At 73.3% G+C, this 15,651-nt stretch carries 10 protein-coding genes; 7 read left to right on the plus strand and 3 right to left on the minus strand.

What is annotated here, in order from left to right:
- Position 1 precedes the first annotated feature (1 nt).
- Positions 2–268 (minus strand): acyl carrier protein, encoded by a 267-nt coding sequence (locus ACYUD3_RS21325; RefSeq protein ID WP_470972185.1) that lies wholly within the window; start codon positions 266–268, stop codon positions 2–4.
- 210 nt (positions 269–478) lie between these two features.
- Here ACYUD3_RS21325 and ACYUD3_RS21330 point away from each other — a divergent pair, with 210 nt between their 5' ends.
- From ACYUD3_RS21330 to fabD, 7 genes are read left to right on the plus strand one after another with little or no spacing between them, the layout of a single operon-like run.
- The gene (locus ACYUD3_RS21330) at positions 479–1,984 is read left to right on the plus strand and encodes a condensation domain-containing protein (protein ID WP_470972187.1); all 1,506 of its coding nucleotides are present in this window, start codon (positions 479–481) and stop codon (positions 1,982–1,984) included.
- Between the two features lie 16 nt (positions 1,985–2,000).
- A complete protein-coding gene (locus ACYUD3_RS21335; protein ID WP_470972189.1) occupies positions 2,001–3,089 on the plus strand; it encodes an NADH:flavin oxidoreductase in 1,089 nt (362 codons plus the stop codon).
- Positions 3,090–3,104: 15 nt separating this feature from the next.
- The gene (locus ACYUD3_RS21340; RefSeq protein WP_470972190.1) at positions 3,105–3,497 is read left to right on the plus strand and encodes a nuclear transport factor 2 family protein; all 393 of its coding nucleotides are present in this window, start codon (positions 3,105–3,107) and stop codon (positions 3,495–3,497) included.
- On the plus strand, positions 3,494–4,678 hold the full coding sequence (locus tag ACYUD3_RS21345; RefSeq protein ID WP_470972192.1) for a cytochrome P450: 1,185 nt from the start codon (positions 3,494–3,496) through the stop codon (positions 4,676–4,678). The genes ACYUD3_RS21340 and ACYUD3_RS21345 overlap by 4 nt, the downstream gene beginning before the upstream one ends.
- A 58-nt stretch (positions 4,679–4,736) precedes the next feature.
- Positions 4,737–8,117 carry a carboxylic acid reductase gene (gene car / locus ACYUD3_RS21350; protein WP_470972193.1) on the plus strand — a complete coding sequence of 1,127 codons (3,381 nt, stop codon included), beginning with the start codon at positions 4,737–4,739 and terminating at the stop codon, positions 8,115–8,117.
- 50 nt (positions 8,118–8,167) lie between these two features.
- A complete protein-coding gene (locus ACYUD3_RS21355; protein ID WP_470972195.1) occupies positions 8,168–9,541 on the plus strand; it encodes a PucR family transcriptional regulator in 1,374 nt (457 codons plus the stop codon).
- A 44-nt stretch (positions 9,542–9,585) separates the two neighbouring features.
- On the plus strand, positions 9,586–10,476 hold the full coding sequence (gene fabD, locus ACYUD3_RS21360) for an ACP S-malonyltransferase (RefSeq protein WP_470972197.1): 891 nt from the start codon (positions 9,586–9,588) through the stop codon (positions 10,474–10,476).
- Here fabD and ACYUD3_RS21365 read toward each other — a convergent pair.
- Together ACYUD3_RS21365 and ACYUD3_RS21370 are read right to left on the minus strand one after the other, a co-directional pair.
- Positions 10,418–12,535 carry a BTAD domain-containing putative transcriptional regulator gene (locus ACYUD3_RS21365; protein ID WP_470972199.1) on the minus strand — a complete coding sequence of 706 codons (2,118 nt, stop codon included), beginning with the start codon at positions 12,533–12,535 and terminating at the stop codon, positions 10,418–10,420. The genes fabD and ACYUD3_RS21365 overlap by 59 nt on opposite strands.
- 347 nt (positions 12,536–12,882) lie before the next feature.
- Positions 12,883–15,594 carry a helix-turn-helix transcriptional regulator gene (locus tag ACYUD3_RS21370; RefSeq protein WP_470972200.1) on the minus strand — a complete coding sequence of 904 codons (2,712 nt, stop codon included), beginning with the start codon at positions 15,592–15,594 and terminating at the stop codon, positions 12,883–12,885.
- Positions 15,595–15,651 lie beyond the last annotated feature (57 nt).

Here is a 15,651-nt window from a genome sequence, read left to right on the forward strand (position 1 = left end):
GTCACTCACCCCGCCGCGAGCCGCCGGCGGCCATACGGTCGGCCACGAACTTGTCGATCGCCTCCAGCGTGGCCGGGACGTCGAGGAGGAATTCCTCGGTCTGGATGTCCAGCTCGAACTCCTCCTCCAGGAACGACATGAGCTGGATGTACCCGAAGGAATCGATGATCCCGTCCTTGAAGAGATCGCTCTGCGGCGTCACCTCGGCACCGAATTCGATGAGGAACTGCTCTTCGATGAACCGGGTGATCCTGTCCGTTCTGGTCATTTCTCTTCCCTCGGTGTCATGGGGGGATGTCGACGTCCCAGTAGAAACGGGCGGTCACGGCCGGTGAAAGGTCCCCCGGAGTCAATTCGGCGGTTCGCTCCGGTCCGGTGGACGTAACCCGGGGTCCGGCAAGGGAAGCGGAAGAATTCGGCAAGGGGCGGCCGGTGCGCGGAAAAGAATTCGGCAAGGGGGACGGCGCACCATGCAGCCATGACCGATTCCCCGGGCCCCAGCCTCCCCCCGGCACGCCGCAGCGGCGTCGCCGAGGCCGTACGGGACGCGCTCGCCCACGCCCTGGCACGCGAACCCGGCGAGGCGCCCTTCGCCGAGCAGGGGCTGGACTCGGTCCGGGCGATCCGCATGGTGCGCCGGCTCAACGAGACGCTGGCGCTGGACCTCCCGGTGAGCGTGGTCTACGAGTGCGGCACTGCTGACCTCCTGACGGACCGCCTGCTCACCGCGCACACGGGCGAACGCTGGAACCTCTCCCAGGGCCAGCTGACCATGTACCGCGACCAGCGGCGCTGCCCGCGCTCCACCGCCTACCACCTCCCGCTCCTCTTCGAGATCCACGGCGACCTCGACGAGCCGGCCCTGGAACGCGCGGTCCGCGCCCAGAGCGAGCTCCACCCGGTGCTGAGCGCGGTCTTCGGCGAGCGCGCCGGAGTGCCGTACATGGACGTCGACCCGGCCAGGACCCCCTCCTTCGGCCGGGTCACCCTCACCGCCACCGCCCGCGCGGCCCAGCTGGCCGAGCTGCGTGAACTCGCCGACGCCCCCTTCGACCTGACGACGGGCCCGCTGGTCCGCGCCCACCTGGTCACCCTCCCCGAGGGGCGCCGGCTGCTGCTGGTCACCGCGCACCACATCCTCCTGGACGGCACGTCGACCGCGCTCGTCGTGCGCACCCTCAAGGAGGCCTACCGCGGCGAGCACCGCCCGCCCGCCGCCACCTACGGCGACTTCGTCACCTGGGAGGAAGACCTCCTCGCGAGCCCGAGCGGGGCCCGCCACCGCGACCACTGGCTGCGCGAACTGGCGCACCGGCCCGCGGACTTGGCCCTTCCCTACGACCGCCCCCACGACCCCCTGCGGCTGCCCCGCGTGGCCGTCGTGACACGGCACCTGTCACCGGCGCTGACCGCCGCCCTCACCGGGGCGGCGCGGGAGCACCGGGTCAGCGTCGCCACCGTGTTCTTCGCGACGTACGCCCGCTTCCTGCACCGGCTGACCGGACAGGACGACCTGGTCCTCGGCCTGACCGTGGCCGCCCGCTACGACAAGCGGTTCCAGGACGTCGTCGGCCAGTTCGCGAACTGTCTGCCGCTGCGCTCCACGGACACCGGGGACTTCCCCCGGCTGCTCAAGGCGGCCCAGGCCACGATGGTCGCGGGCCTCGAACACGGCGCCTGCCCGCTGCGCGAGACGGCCCGCGCGCTCGGCGCCGAGGACCGGCCGCCGGTCCTGACGAACTTCCTGTTCCAGAATTTCGAGGGCGCCGAACTCCTCACCAACGACACACCGGCCGGACCCGGCGAACTGGACCTGCGGACTTTCGACGATCTGCCGTACGCCGGGGAATACGCGCTGTCCATGGAGTTCTACCGGGACGGCGAAAGCTACAAGGCCTTCCTCAAATACGACACGCATTCCTTCGATGAAACCACCGCGCGAAAAATGATGGACGCGTGGCATTCCACCGCGACCCTCAGCTGAAAGAAACGGAGAGCCGATGGCCGGCTTGCACGACCCGTTCACCGTGGGCGACCTCACGCTCCCCAACCGCATCGTCATGGCCCCCATGACCAGGACCGCGTCCCCCGGCGGCATACCGGGCCCCGACGTCGCCGAGTACTACGCCCGCCGCGCCGCCCACCAGGTCGGCCTGATCATCACCGAGGGCACCTACACCGGCAGCCCCGCCGCCGGCGCCTACGACAACGTGCCCGACTTCCACGGCGAACAGGCCCTCGCCGGCTGGGCCCACGTGGCGCGCCGCGTGCACGAGGCCGGCGGCCGGATCATCCCGCAGCTGTGGCACACCGGCGCCGCCCGCGCCCTGACCGAGCCGCCCGCCGACGTCCCCTCCGGCATCGGCCTCGACGGCGGCCCGCTGGGCGAGCCGATGACCCAGCGGGACATCGACGCCGTGATCGCCGCCTTCGCGCGGGCCGCCGCGGACGCCGAGCGGACCGGCTTCGACGGCGTCGAGATCCACGGCGCGCACGGCTACCTGATCGACAGCTTCCTGTGGACCGTCACCAACCGGCGCACCGACCGCTACGGCGGCGACCCCGCCTCCCGCGCCCGCTTCGCCGCCGAGGTCGTATCGGCCGTGCGCGCCGCCGTGAACCCCGGCTTCCCGGTCTTCTTCCGCCTCTCCCAGTGGAAGCTCGGCCGCTACGACGCCCGCACCGCCGAGAGCCCCGACGAACTCGCGCGGCTGCTGACGCCGCTCGCCGACGCCGGCGTCGACGTCTTCCACGGCTCGACCCGCCGCTACTGGCTCCCCGAGTTCGACGGCAGCCCCCTCAACCTGTCCGGCTGGGCCCGCGAACTCACCGGCAAGCCCGCCGTGACCGTCGGCTCGGTCGGCATGGACCAGCAGTACGGCGAGGGCGACTTCACCTCCGGATTCACCGGCCCCTCCGGCGTGACCGGCATCGACGGACTGCTGGAGCGCCTGGAGCGCGACGAGTTCGACCTCGTCGCCGTCGGCCGCCCGCTCCTGGCCAACCCCGACTGGGCGGCCCTGGCCCTGCGGGGCGAGCTGGACAAGGCCGTCGCCTACGACCCCTCCGTCCTCCAGACCCTGTCCTAGAAAAGGAGTCCCGGCATGAGCGACAGCACCGACAAGGTGGACGTCTTCCTGCGGCACCTGGAGAAGTACGACTTCGCCAGCGCCGACGCCATGTGCACCGCGACGGCCACCGTGTGGCAGAACGACGGCAAGGGGACGATGCTGCTCAGCGACCGCCTGAAGCAGTTCGCGTCCTTCGTCACCGGCGTCGAGGCGATGCGCTATGAGGTGACCCGCCGCTTCGAGACCGCCGGCGAGGTGTTCCAGCAGCAGGTGCTGCACCTGGACATGAAGGACGGAACCTCCAGCACCGGCCCCGCCGCCGTGTACTTCCGGTTCATGGGCGGCCGTATCGACCGGATCGAGGAGTTCCTCTACCCCCTGCCGCAGGACGAGGCCCCGACGGAACAGGAAGGGCCGACCCGATGACGGCGACCCGCTCCTACCCGTTCGGCCCGATCACCCGCCTCGACCTGGACCCCACGCTGAAGGAGATCTGCGGCGAACAGCCCGTGCTCCGCGTCCGCCTGCCCTTCGGCGGCGACGGCTGGCTGGTCACCCGGTACGCGGACGTCAGGACGGTGCTGTCCGACCCCCGCTTCAGCCGCGCCGCCGCCGTCGGCGACCACATCCCGCGCACCGTCGCCCTCGGCCTGCCCCGGGGCTCGATGCTCAGCATGGACCCGCCGGAGCACACCCGGCTGCGCCGCCGGGTGACCAACGCGTTCACCACCCGCCGGCTCAGGTCGCTGCGCCCGCGCATCGAGGAGATCGTGGGCGAACTCCTCGACCGCATGGTCGCCACGGGCGCGCCGGCCGACCTCACCACCGCACTGACCTGGCCGCTGCCGATCACCGTCATCTGCGAGATGCTCGGCGTCCCCTTCAGCGACCGCGAACTGTTCAGCGAGTGGGTCGACGGCCTGCTCATGCTCGCCGACCCCGAACAGGCCGCCCGCGCCCGTGCGTCCCTCGACGAATACCTCGCAGGACTCATCGCACAGCGCCGTATCAACCCGACCGACGACCTGCTCGGCGAACTCGTCGCCGACGACGACCAGGACGACCCGCTCACCGAGGAAGAACTCGTCGGCCTCGGCGTCAGCCTGCTCTCCGCCGGACAGGAGGCCACCGCCAACCAGATCGGCAACTTCGTCTACACCCTGCTCACCCGGCCCGCGCTGTGGCAACAGCTCATCGACGAACCCGAGTTGCTGCCCGACGCCGTCGAGGAACTCTTCCGGTTCATCCCCAACAGCGCGACCGCCGGGTTCACCCGCATCGCCCTGGAGGACGTGGAGCTGAGCGGACAGCTCGTCCGCGCCGGGGACGCGCTCGTCGCCGAACTCGGCATGGCCAACCACGACCCCGAGGTGTTCGAGGACCCCGACGAGATCGACTTCCGCCGCAAGCGCATCCCGCACGTCACCTTCGGACACGGCTTCCACCACTGCCTCGGCGCCCAACTGGCCCGCATGGAACTGCGGGTGGTCCTGGAGCTGCTGCTCAAGCGGCTGCCGGGGCTGCGACTCGCCGTCCCGGCCGACCAGCTGGCCTGGCGGACCGAACGCCTCGTGCGCGGGGTGGCCGCGCTGCCGGTCACCTGGTGAACCGTCCCGAGCTGTCCCCGAGCCGCCCCTCAGAACACCCCCTGGGAGAGAGCTGAACATGGCCGAGCCACTGGAGGCCACCGCACCCGACCCGGGCAAGGGCCTCGCCGACGTCCTGGCGTCCGTCGACCCCGGCGACCCGCTCGCCCAGGTCATGGCCGCCATCATGGAGAACCACGCGGACCGCCCGGCCCTCGGCGAACGTGCCAAGGACCCCGCCACCGGACGCCTCCTCCCGCGCTTCGACACCATCACCTACCGCGAACTGTGGACCCGCGTCCGCGCGGTCGCCGCCGACTGGCACCACCACCCCGCACACCCCCTGCGCCCCGGCGACCGCGTCGGCACCCTCGGCTTCACCAGCACCGACTACGCGACCCTCGACCTGGCCTGCATCCACCTGGGCGTCGTCCCCGTGCCCCTGCACTCCGGCGCGCCCCTGTCCCAGCTGCGCCCGATCGTCGCGGAGACCGAACCCCTCGCCCTCGCCACGAGCGCCGAGCACCTGGACACCGCCGTGGCCCTGGCCCTCGACGCCCCCTCGGTCCGCCGCCTGCTCGTCTTCGACCACGACGGCAGGCCCGGCCCCCTGGAATCCGCCCGGCAGCGCCTGGCCGGCAGCGAGGTGAGCGTCGACACCCTCGCCGACGTGATCGACCGGGGCCGCGCGCTGCCCCTCGCCCCCCTCTTCACCCCCGAACCCGGCGACGACCCGCTGTCCCTCCTCATCTACACCTCCGGCAGCACCGGCGCCCCCAAAGGCGCGATGCACACCCAGCGCCTGGTCGGCACCGCCTGGTACGGCTTCAGCTACGGGTCGGCGGACGTCCCCGCGATCAGCGTCCTCTACCTGCCCCAGAGCCACCTCGCCGGCCGCTACGCCGTGATGGGCTCCCTCGTCAAGGGCGGCGTCGGCTACTTCACCGCCAAGAGCGACCTGTCCGCCCTGTTCGACGACATCGCCCTGGTCCGCCCCACCGAGCTGACCATGGTCCCGCGCATCTGCGACATGCTCCTCCAGCGCTACCGCAGCGAACTGGACCGGCGCTCCGGCGAACCCGGCGACATCGAGGAGGCCGTCAAGAAGGACCTGCGGGAGAACTTCCTGGGCGGCCGGGTCGCCAAGGCGTTCGTCGGCACCGCCCCCCTGTCCGCGGAGTCGGCGGCGTTCATCGAGTCCTGCCTGGGCTTCCACCTGTACACCGGCTACGGCTCCACCGAGGCGGGCGGCGTCACCCTCGACACGGTCGTCCAGCGCCCGCCGGTGCTCGACTACCGGCTGGAGGACGTCCCCGAACTCGGCTACTACAGCACCGACCTGCCCCACCCGCGCGGCGAACTCCTCGTCAAGTCCAGCACCCTCATCCCCGGCTACTACAAACGCCCCGAACTGACCGCCGCCCTGTTCGACGCGGACGGCTACTACCGCACCGGCGACGTCTTCGCCGAGACCGCCCCGGACCGCCTCGTCCACATCGACCGCACCAAGGACACCCTCAAACTCTCCCAAGGCGAGTTCGTCGCCGTCTCCCGCCTGGAGACCCTCTTCCTCGCCAGCCCCCTGGTCCAGCAGATCTACGTCTACGGAAACAGCGAACGCGCCTACCTCCTCGCGGTCGTGGTCCCCCCGGCGGAGACACTCGCCGAGTACGAAGGCGACCTCACGGCACTGAAGCCGGCGCTCGCCGACTCGCTCCAGCGGACCGCCGCCGAAGCCGGCCTCAACTCCTACGAGATCCCGCGCGACTTCCTCGTCGAGAGCGAACCCTTCAGCCCCGAGAACGGCCTGTACACCGAGAGCCACAAAGTCCTGCGCCCCCGGCTGAAGGAGCGGTACGGGCCCGCCCTGGAGCGGCTGTACGACGAGGTCGCCGAAGGACAGGAACGGCAGCTGCGCGCGCTGCGCAAGCACGGACCGGCCCGGCCGGTGACCGAGACCGTCGTCCGCGCCGCCCAGGCCCTGCTCGGCCGCACCGACACCGAGTTCGACCCCGGCGCGCACTTCAGGGACCTGGGGGGTGACTCCCTGACCGCTCTGTCCTTCTCCCAGCTGCTGGGAGAGATCTTTCGCGTCGACGTTGCGGTCGACACGGTCATCAACCCTGCCAACGACCTCGCGGGAATAGCCCGCCACATCAAGGAACTGCGCGGCTCGGGAGCGCACCGGCCGACGGCCGCCGCCGTGCACGGCCCGCACGCCGCCGAGATCCGCGCCGCCGACCTCACCCTGGAGAAGTTCCTCGACGCGCCGCTCCTGGCCGCCACCCCCGCACCGCCCCGCGCCGCACGGACCGTCCTGCTCACCGGAGCCGGCGGCTACCTCGGCCGGTTCCTGTGCCTGGAGTGGCTGGAGCGGCTCAAGCCCCTCGGCGGCAGGCTGGTCTGCGTCGTGCGCGGCGCCGACGCGGTCACCGCCAGGCGGCGGCTGGAGGAGGCGTTCGACAGCGGCGACCCCGACCTGCCGCGCCGCTTCCGGGCGGCGGCCGACGGGACGCTGGAAGTGCTCGCGGGCGACCTCGCCGCACCCCGGCTGGGCCTGCCCGAGGACACCTGGCACCGGCTCACCGCCGACGTCGACCACATCGTCCACGCCGGCGCCCTCGTCAACCACGTCCTGCCCTACGACCAGTTGTTCGGCCCCAACGTCGCCGGCACCGCCGAGCTGATCCGGCTGGCGCTCACCGCACGGCTGAAGCCCGTCAGCTACGTCTCCACCGTCGCCGTACGGCTCGCCGCCCCGCTCGACGAGGACACCGACATCCGCGAGGCCGTCCCCGCCCGCCCCCTCGACGAGGGCTACGCCAACGGGTACGCGGCCAGCAAGTGGGCCGGCGAGGTCCTGCTGCGCGCGGCGCACGAGCGGTTCGGGCTGCCGGTCGCCGTCTTCCGGCCCAACATTCTCCTCGCCCACACCACATACGCGGGCCAGCTCAACGTGCCCGACCTCTTCACCCGGCTCCTGCTCAGCGTCGCCGCCACCGGCCTCGCCCCGGACTCCTTCCACGAGGCGGGCGCAGGCGGCCACTACGACGGCCTGCCCGTCGACTTCGCCGCCGAGGCGATCACCGCCCTCGGCGCACCGCTCACCGACGGCCACCACACCTTCCACGTGGTCAACCCGCACGACGACGGCATCGGCCTGGACACCTTCGTCGACTGGCTCACCGAGGCCGGCCACCCCGTCCGCCGCGTCACCGGCCACGACGCCTGGCTCACCCGCTTCACCACCGCCCTGCGCGCCCTGCCGCAGCAGCGCCGCCGGCACTCCGTACTGCCCCTGCTGCACGCCTTCGCCCGCCCCGCGCAGGACGACCCGCTCCCCGCGGGGCGGTTCCGCGCCGCCGTACGCGCGGCCGGCCCCGGCAAGGACATCCCCCACCTGTCCGCCGGGCTCATCCGCAAGTACGTCACCGACCTGCGCCGGCTCGGACTGCTGTAGGCGCCGGACGGACCGACTCCCCCCACCAGAGAGCAAGAGGACGAGCGCCCATGAACCAGCACCTCCACGCGGTGCCCGAGCCCGGCCACGGGCTCGTCGCCCCGCCGCCGCGCCCTTTCCAGCCGCCGCGGCGCCCCCGCACGGTCCAGCCGTGGATCCGGCGGCTGCGGCCCCGCGACGCGGCCGCACACCTGGCGGCGGTCAGCGAGGGGAGCGTGCTGTCCGAGGCGCGGCTGCTGATCGGCGAAGGGGCCGTCGGCTGGGCGGTGGAGGTGGCGGGACTGATGACCGCCGCCGCGCGCCCGCCGCAGTGGCCGGCCGCGCGCAACCAGGTCCCCGACGACCTGACGGCACGCGGCGCGGAGGCGCTGGCGCTGTACTTCCTCACCCGCCTGGCCGGTGACACCGACGACGCCGTCCCGGAGACCGTCACCGTGTCCGTCCGCGAGTTCACCCGCCGGGGCCTGCCCGTCGGCGAGACCTTCCACTCCCTCAAGGGCCATCTGGACCTCCTGGTCGGCGAGTTGTTCCGGTCCTGCCACGAACTGCTCGGCGCCCCCGAGGCGGCGAACGTCACCCGCGCGCTGTCCGGGGCGCTGGTCGCCGAGGTCCAGCACGTCCTCCTGGCCCTCGCCGAACAGGCCGAGAACGAGCGCCGCGGCTGGTCCGGGAGCGCGGCGGCGCACCGCCAGGAACTGGTCCTCGACATCCTCGACGGCGCGGACGTCGACGCCTCGCAGGCGTTCCTGCGGCTCGGCTACGACATCAGCCGCAGCCATCTCGCGGTCGTCGTCTGGCGCGACGACTGGGCCGGCGGCGCCGCCGGGGACCTGGCCGGCGTGGCCGCGACCCTGCTGCGCGACGCCGGCTGCTCCGCCCTGCTGACCGTCCCCGTCGGAGTGTCGTCCCTGTGGGCCTGGGGCTCCCGCGCCCGGGGCGGCCCCCTCCCCCTGCGCCGCCCGGAGCCCGCCGAGGTGCCCGCGGCCGTGCACATCGCGGCCGGCCTGCCGGGCGAGGGCGTCGAGGGCTTCCGCACCAGCCACCACCAGGCCGCCGAGGCCGCCGAACTCGCCCGCGCCGCCGACGCCGACGACTGGAAGGCGCTGTACGACTACGCCGATCTCGAACTCGCGGTGCTGCTGCGCTCCCGGCCCGAGCTGAGCGCCGCGTTCGTCCGCCGCGCCCTGGGGCCGCTGGCCGACGACGGCATGGCCGAACTGCGGGCCACCGTCAAGCACTACCTGGACATGGAGCGCAGCATGTCCGCCGTCGCCGACCGGCTGCACATCGCCAAGAGCAGCGTCGCCTACCGGATCAGGAAGGCCGAACGCCTCCTGGGCCGCCCGGTCCAGGAAGACCGCCTGCGCCTCCAGAGCGCCCTGATGCTCTTCGACGTACTGGGCCGCGCCGCCACCGAGGCCTGAGCCGCCACCGAAGCCCGAGACCCGAGCCATCTTTGGGAGGCACCATGCCGTTCGCCGTTCTCTTCCCCGGTCAAGGAGCGCAGTTCCGCGGCATGGGGGCGGATGTCTTCGCCCGCTATCCCGCCCTCACGGAATTCGCCTGCGACCTCCTGGGATACGACCTCGTCGCCGTCTGCCGGGACAACCCCGACGACGTCCTCGCGCGCACGGAGTGCACCCAGCCGGCGCTCTTCGTTGTCAACGCGCTGCACACCTTCGAGCGGGAGCACCGCGAGGAGCGCCGCGCCGACTACTACCTCGGGCACAGCCTCGGCGAGTACAACGCCCTGCTGGCCGCCGGGGCCTTCGACTTCCAGACCGGGCTGCGGCTGGTGAAGAAGCGCGCCGAACTCATGGCGGCGGCCTCCGACGGCGGCATGACCGCCGTGGTGGGGCTGCCGGAGCGGGAACTGGCGGACCTGCTCCGGCAGGAGGGGATCGAGACGGTCGACATCGCGGGCTTCAACACCGACGTCCAGCTCGTCGTCGCCGGTCCGGTGGCCGATCTGCGTCTCGCGCACGAGGCGTTCGCCCGCCGGGGCGTGCGCTTCGTCCCGCTGCGCGTCGGGGGCCCGTTCCACTCGCGGTACATGGACCCGGCGCGCGTCGTGTTCGCCAAGTACCTCAAGGAGTTCACCTTCCGCCCACCCCACACGCCGGTGATCGCCAACGTGACCGGCCGGCCGTACGTGTCCGGGGAGTACGCCCAGACCCTCGGCGATCAGCTGGTCCAGCCGGTGCGGTGGACCGACAGCGTCCGCTTCCTCCTCGGCGGGGACTCCCCCCTGGAGTGCGAGGAGGTGGGCGGCCGGTCGCTCCTCGGGATGGTGAAGAAGATCAGCGCGGCGGGTGCGGCCGCCCCACCGGCCCTGGCGGCGGCCGGCCGGGCGGGCTGACGTGCCGCCCGTCCGGCTCCTCCCGGCCGCCCGCGACGGCGACCGGCGGCCGGGTCAGCTGCGTGGTGAACAGACCGGGGCAACTCCGTGTGCGGTGCGGGCCGGAGAGCACGGCCGTGATCCGGCGGCGCTCCTCGCCCGTGAGGGTCTCGGCGAGCGCCTTGCGGGCGGACTCCGAGACGAAGCGGACCCGGCCCAGGTGGTGCGGGTCCTCCCGCAGCACCTCCTCCCGCAGCAGCCGGTCCAGCACCGCGTCGACCGGATCGTCGGCCGCGGTGCAGCGCAGCAGCCCGAGATCCGCCTGGGCGCCGGCCAGCGCGCACAGCTGGACGACCCGCCGCTCCCGCTCCGGCATCTGGGTGACCAGCAGCCGCAGGCTCTCCCACTGCTGCTCCCGGCCCCGGGAACAGCACGCGCCCTCGACCGGGTCGCGCCGGTCGCACGAGGGGTCGCGGCACGTCAGCGCCCGGCGCGCGAAGTGCGGATTGCCCAGGCTCTGCCGGTACACGCGCGCGACGTGCCCGGCGTCCGCGTCCGCGCCCAGCTCGGCCCGCATCAGGGCGGCGATCGACTCCTCGGGCAGCCCGGCCAGCCGCAGCGCACCGGCCCGGGGACCCCTGAGGATCCCCGCCAGCGCCCGGCTGAAGCGGCCGTCGATCGTGATCCGCCAGTCCCAGGCGGTCAGGACGAGCCCGATCCGCCAGCCGCCGCGCCGCTTGACGAGCATGTCGAGCAGCGCCAGGGAAGCCGGGTCGGCCCAGTGGACGTCGTCCACGCAGAGCACCAGCGGGCGCGCCGCGCCCAGGGTGCGCAGCACCTCGCACACCGCGTCCTGGGTCAGGAACCGGGTGCGGGCGTGGTCGGCGCCGGGCCGCTGCCCGGTGCCCTCAAGCAACGGCGTCAGCAGGCTCGCGTAGGGCGCCGCCGCGGTGTGGAAGGCCTCGGCGCGGGTGCACATCAGCCGCCTGAGCACCTGGGTCCACAGCCACAGCGGCGGCACCCCCTGGTCGTTCAGGGCCTGGACGGCGACGATCTCCACGTCCTGGTGCCGTTCCTCCATACGGGCGGTGAACTCCATCAGCAGGTGCGTCTTGCCGATCCCGAGGGGGCCGCTCACACAGCTCACGTGTCCCTGGCCGGTGCGGACACCGGTGGCCTCGGCCTCCAGCCGGTCGAGTTCGCGGCCCCGGCCGACGAGCGCCGACGGTGGTGAGGAAGGGCGCTGCGGGGGGCCCGGCTCCTGGCGGGGCTGTAACTCCTGGCGCAGCACCGCCAGATGGGTGCGCCGCAGTTCGGTGCCGGTCTCCACGCCGAGCTCCTCGGCCAGATACGCGCGCGTGCGGTCGTACACGTCCAGCGCCTCGGCCTGGCGGCCCAGGGCGGACAGGGCGGTCATCAGGTGGCCCACCAGGCGTTCGCGGGCGGGGTACTGGCGTACCTCGCTGTGCAGTTCGCACACCACCTGCTCGGCGTCGCCGAGGCGCAGGCGGGCGTCCGCGCGGTGTTCCAGCGCGGTGAGCCGGACCTGCTCCAGGCGGGCCGGCTCGTCGGCCAGGGAAGGACAGGCGTCGAACTCCGTGTACGGGGGGCCCTGCCACAGGTCCAGCGCGGCGGTGAGGGTCGCGCAGGCGGTGGCCGCGTCCCCGTTCTTGAGGGCCTGCTGGCCGGAGTGGACGAGGTGCTGGAAGAGGTGGACGTCGACCTGCGCGGTCGGCAGCAGGAGCGTGTACCCGGGCGCCTGGTGGCGCAGCGCGGAGGCGCCGCCCGCGTCGGCCAGCGGCTCCAGCAGACCGCGCAGATGGGAGACATGGCTTTGCAGGGTGGCCAGGGGCTTCTTCGGCGGGCGGCCCGGCCACACCTCCTGGATGAGCCGTTCGGCGGGGACGATCTGCCCGGGCCGGGTGACCAGCAGGGCGAGCAGGAGCCGGCGCAGCGGCGGGCCGACGGGAAGCTCACGGCCCCCGGCCCGCACCGACATACGCCCGAGGACACACAGCATCGGGGCGTCCGGGGCGGGCAGGTGGGCCGGGGACATGGCGGGGGTCTGAGACAGAGGCATGCGGGTGCCCTCTCCTGACGGTGCGACGTTCATGATCGAGCTGCCGCGCGGGGGACGTACGGGTGCGGGCACGGGGGATCTCCGGTGGAGGGACGTGCCGGCCGCGTGCGGCGGGGAGAGCACGCGAGGCGTCGCGGCCCGTCGACGGCGTCACTCACGCCCTTTCGGACAACGGCGGATATCCGTGACGGAAGAGTGGATTCACGGCATCGATCGTATGGATCACCGGCCCGCGCGAGCCACCCCTAGCCGCCCCCACCCGTCCCCTGAACCGCTCCGACGTGGGAACTCAGCGTGTTCTTCCGGGACATGCAGGTCAGGAAGCGTGTTCCTCCGGGACGCGCCGGTCAGGAGCAGACGGCGGCGAGCTCGTCGCGGTGCTTGACCTTCAGCTTGCGGTAGATGCGGGTGAGGTGCTGCTCGATGGTGCTCACGGTGACGAAGAGCTGGGCGGCGATGTCGCGGTTGCTGTACCCCGCGCCGGCCAGCCGGGCGACCCGCTGCTCGGCCGGGCTCAGCGCGGTGAGCGGACCGTCGGCGGGCTCGGGCCCCGCCGGACCGGGGTCCGGGCGCTCGGCCGGCTCCGCGACCCGGCGGGCCAGGGCGTCCTCGAAACCGGCGGCGCGGGCGACGCGCAGGGCCCGCTGGACCAGGGAGCGGCCGGTGCGCGTGTTGCCGAGCGCCTGATGGGTGCGGCCCAGCTCGACCAGGCACTCGGCGAGCTCGACCCGGTCCCCGGCCCGCTCCAGCAAGGTCACCGCCTCGTGCAGCGCGGCCTTGCGCCGCTCGACGGGCCGGGTCAGCGCGAACACCCGCAGCGCGACGGCCCTGGTGTGCGGGAAGTCGCTGGCCAGCGCGTCCTGGGCCAGCCGCGCCGCGTCGTCGCGCCGGCCCAGCAGCAGGTACGCCTCGGCGGCGCGCGGCTGCCAGGGGCAGGCCGGTACGGGCGGCAGCCCGCCCTGCCGCTCGGCCTCGCCGCAGCCGAGGAAGTCGCTCAGCGCCAGGCCGTAGCTCCCCGCGGCGAGGTAGTGCAGCCCCCGGGCGTGCAGATAGAGCCGGCCGAAGTGCGAGGCGAACATCGCCTCCGGCACGGGCACGGCGAGCAGTTCGGCCACCTCCTCGTGCCTGCCGCGGTGGGTCATGGCGCCGATGAGGAGGCTCAGCGGCAGCCCGACGGCCACCCCCCAGGACCGCGGCCGGCCCAGCACGGCCCGCGCCTTGGCCTCGGCGCCCGCGAGATCACCCCGGGCAGTCGTGCTCACCGCCTGGAGACAGCCGAGGAGCAGCTGATGGAAAGGGCTCAGCCGGCCCTCGGTCACGGGCACCGCGTCGACCTGCGGCAGGGCCACCTGCTCGGCGCCGGCCTGGTGCAGCAGCCGCAGATAGCCGTGGACGACGTCCGGCATCCGGGCCTCGGCGCCGCCGGCCTGCTGGATCTGGTCGACGAGGGACAGCAGCGCGCCGTCCGATCCGGTGTGCCCGAGAACGGGCAGGAAGAGCAGCGCCGCACGCCGCGGCGGGATGTCCACCGGCGGCTCCTGCCCTGTCCGGTACCGGAGGAACAGCAGGCCCAACAGGGCCTCCACGAGCCGCAGTTCGACCCTCGCCTCCCCGTCGTCCGCGCCGCGCTCGCGCAGGACGCACAGCACCGCGTCGACCTCGTCGAGCCGGCCGTGCCAGGCCAGCATCTGCACGAGCAGGGCGAGTTCACGCGCCGAGAGCAGGTCCGCCCGGGCCAGCGCGGCGAGGTCGGCGAGATGCCGGGACGCCAGATACGGATCCAGCTGCCACTGGGCGAGCGCGGTCTGCACCAGCAGCCCCGGCCGGTCGTCCAGCGCCCCCCGGAAACTCTGGGCCAGCTCCAGCAGGCCGACGGCCTCCTCCCAGCCCCCCTCGGACTGTGCCTGCCGGGCCGCCTCGCGCAGCGCGGACACCTCCCAGCCGGCCACCACCGCGCCGGTCGCCGCGATGCACCGGGCCACCTCCAGCAGCGGCGCCCCGTCGCGGTACAGCAGCCGCGCGGCGGTCCGGCTCAGCTCGGCGCGGCCGGTGAAACCGGTGTCGGCCAGCACGGCGGCCCGCACCGCCGGATGCCGGAACCGCCGGCCGGCCACCAGCCCGGCGGTCTCCAACAGGTCCAGGACGCCCGCCACATGGGCCGGTTCCGTCCCGCTGAGCCGGCTGATCAGATCCGGTGAACGGGGGTCGCCGAGCACCGCCAGCGCCCGGGCGACCTTCTCGACCTGCCCGCCGCGCGCCCCGGACACCAGATGCGAGACGGCCTCGCCGAACGCGGCCCCCGGCACGGGCGCCCACTGCGCGGCGGGGACGTCCAGGAACGCGCCGCGCGTGTCGCGCGCGAGCGCCCCCACCAGACGGGGGTTGCCCGCGGTGACCTCCATGACCTGCCGCACATATCCGGGCGTGGGCGGATGCCCCGTCACCTCGCGCAGCAGCCGCACCACGTCCTGCGGGTCGAGCACGGCCAGCTCCGCCACGCACAGCCGGGCCCCGCGCATCACCGCCGCCTGGAAGGACCGGTACTCCTTGCCCGGACGCGTGCTGCCGGCCAGGACGACGAAGACCCGCAGCCCGACCAGGCGCAGCGCGAGGAACCGTAAGACCCGCAGCGAGGCGGTGTCGGCGTAGTGCGCGTCGTCCACCACGGCCACCACGGTCGTCCGCCCGGCCAGGCCGCGCAGCGCGGTCTCGACGAGCGCCTTCACCTCCGGCAGCAGCCGCTCCCCGTCCCCGTCGCCGCCGGGGGCGACGGCCGCCCGGTACTCCTGGAGGAGGGCGGCCAGCCGCGGCGGGCAGTCCTCGACGCCGTGGAACAGCTGCTCGACGATCCCCAAAGGGGTGGCGCGCTCGTTCAGGCAGCCCGTGGCGTACAGGGTCACCATGCCCGCCGCGCAGGTCCGTTCGGCGAACCGGTTCAGCAGCGTCGTCTTCCCCGCCCCCGGAAACCCCCGCAACAGGGCCGTCCCGCCGCCGCTGCGCCGGAGTTTCTGGATGTGTCTCCAGAGCTCCGCGATGACCCTCTCATGACTTTCGAGCACGGTCCCACGCCTCCCTGAATCGTCCCACCACCCGTCACCGACAAGAACGGAGGGCAG

This window comes from Streptomyces sp. AMJ-169, from assembly GCF_055597585.1.

What these genes read in the sequence shown, in the direction of transcription:
- ACYUD3_RS21340 (WP_470972190.1), top strand. Translation starts at nt 3,105, where the DNA reads ATGAGCGACAGCACCGACAAGGTGGACGTCTTCCTGCGGCACCTGGAG.
- car (WP_470972193.1), top strand. Translation starts at nt 4,737, where the DNA reads ATGGCCGAGCCACTGGAGGCCACCGCACCCGACCCGGGCAAGGGCCTC.
- ACYUD3_RS21345 (WP_470972192.1), top strand. Translation starts at nt 3,494, where the DNA reads ATGACGGCGACCCGCTCCTACCCGTTCGGCCCGATCACCCGCCTCGAC.
- ACYUD3_RS21335 (WP_470972189.1), top strand. Translation starts at nt 2,001, where the DNA reads ATGGCCGGCTTGCACGACCCGTTCACCGTGGGCGACCTCACGCTCCCC.
- fabD (WP_470972197.1), top strand. Translation starts at nt 9,586, where the DNA reads ATGCCGTTCGCCGTTCTCTTCCCCGGTCAAGGAGCGCAGTTCCGCGGC.
- ACYUD3_RS21325 (WP_470972185.1), bottom strand. Translation starts at nt 268, where the DNA reads ATGACCAGAACGGACAGGATCACCCGGTTCATCGAAGAGCAGTTCCTC.
- ACYUD3_RS21365 (WP_470972199.1), bottom strand. Translation starts at nt 12,535, where the DNA reads ATGCCTCTGTCTCAGACCCCCGCCATGTCCCCGGCCCACCTGCCCGCC.
- ACYUD3_RS21330 (WP_470972187.1), top strand. Translation starts at nt 479, where the DNA reads ATGACCGATTCCCCGGGCCCCAGCCTCCCCCCGGCACGCCGCAGCGGC.
- ACYUD3_RS21355 (WP_470972195.1), top strand. Translation starts at nt 8,168, where the DNA reads ATGAACCAGCACCTCCACGCGGTGCCCGAGCCCGGCCACGGGCTCGTC.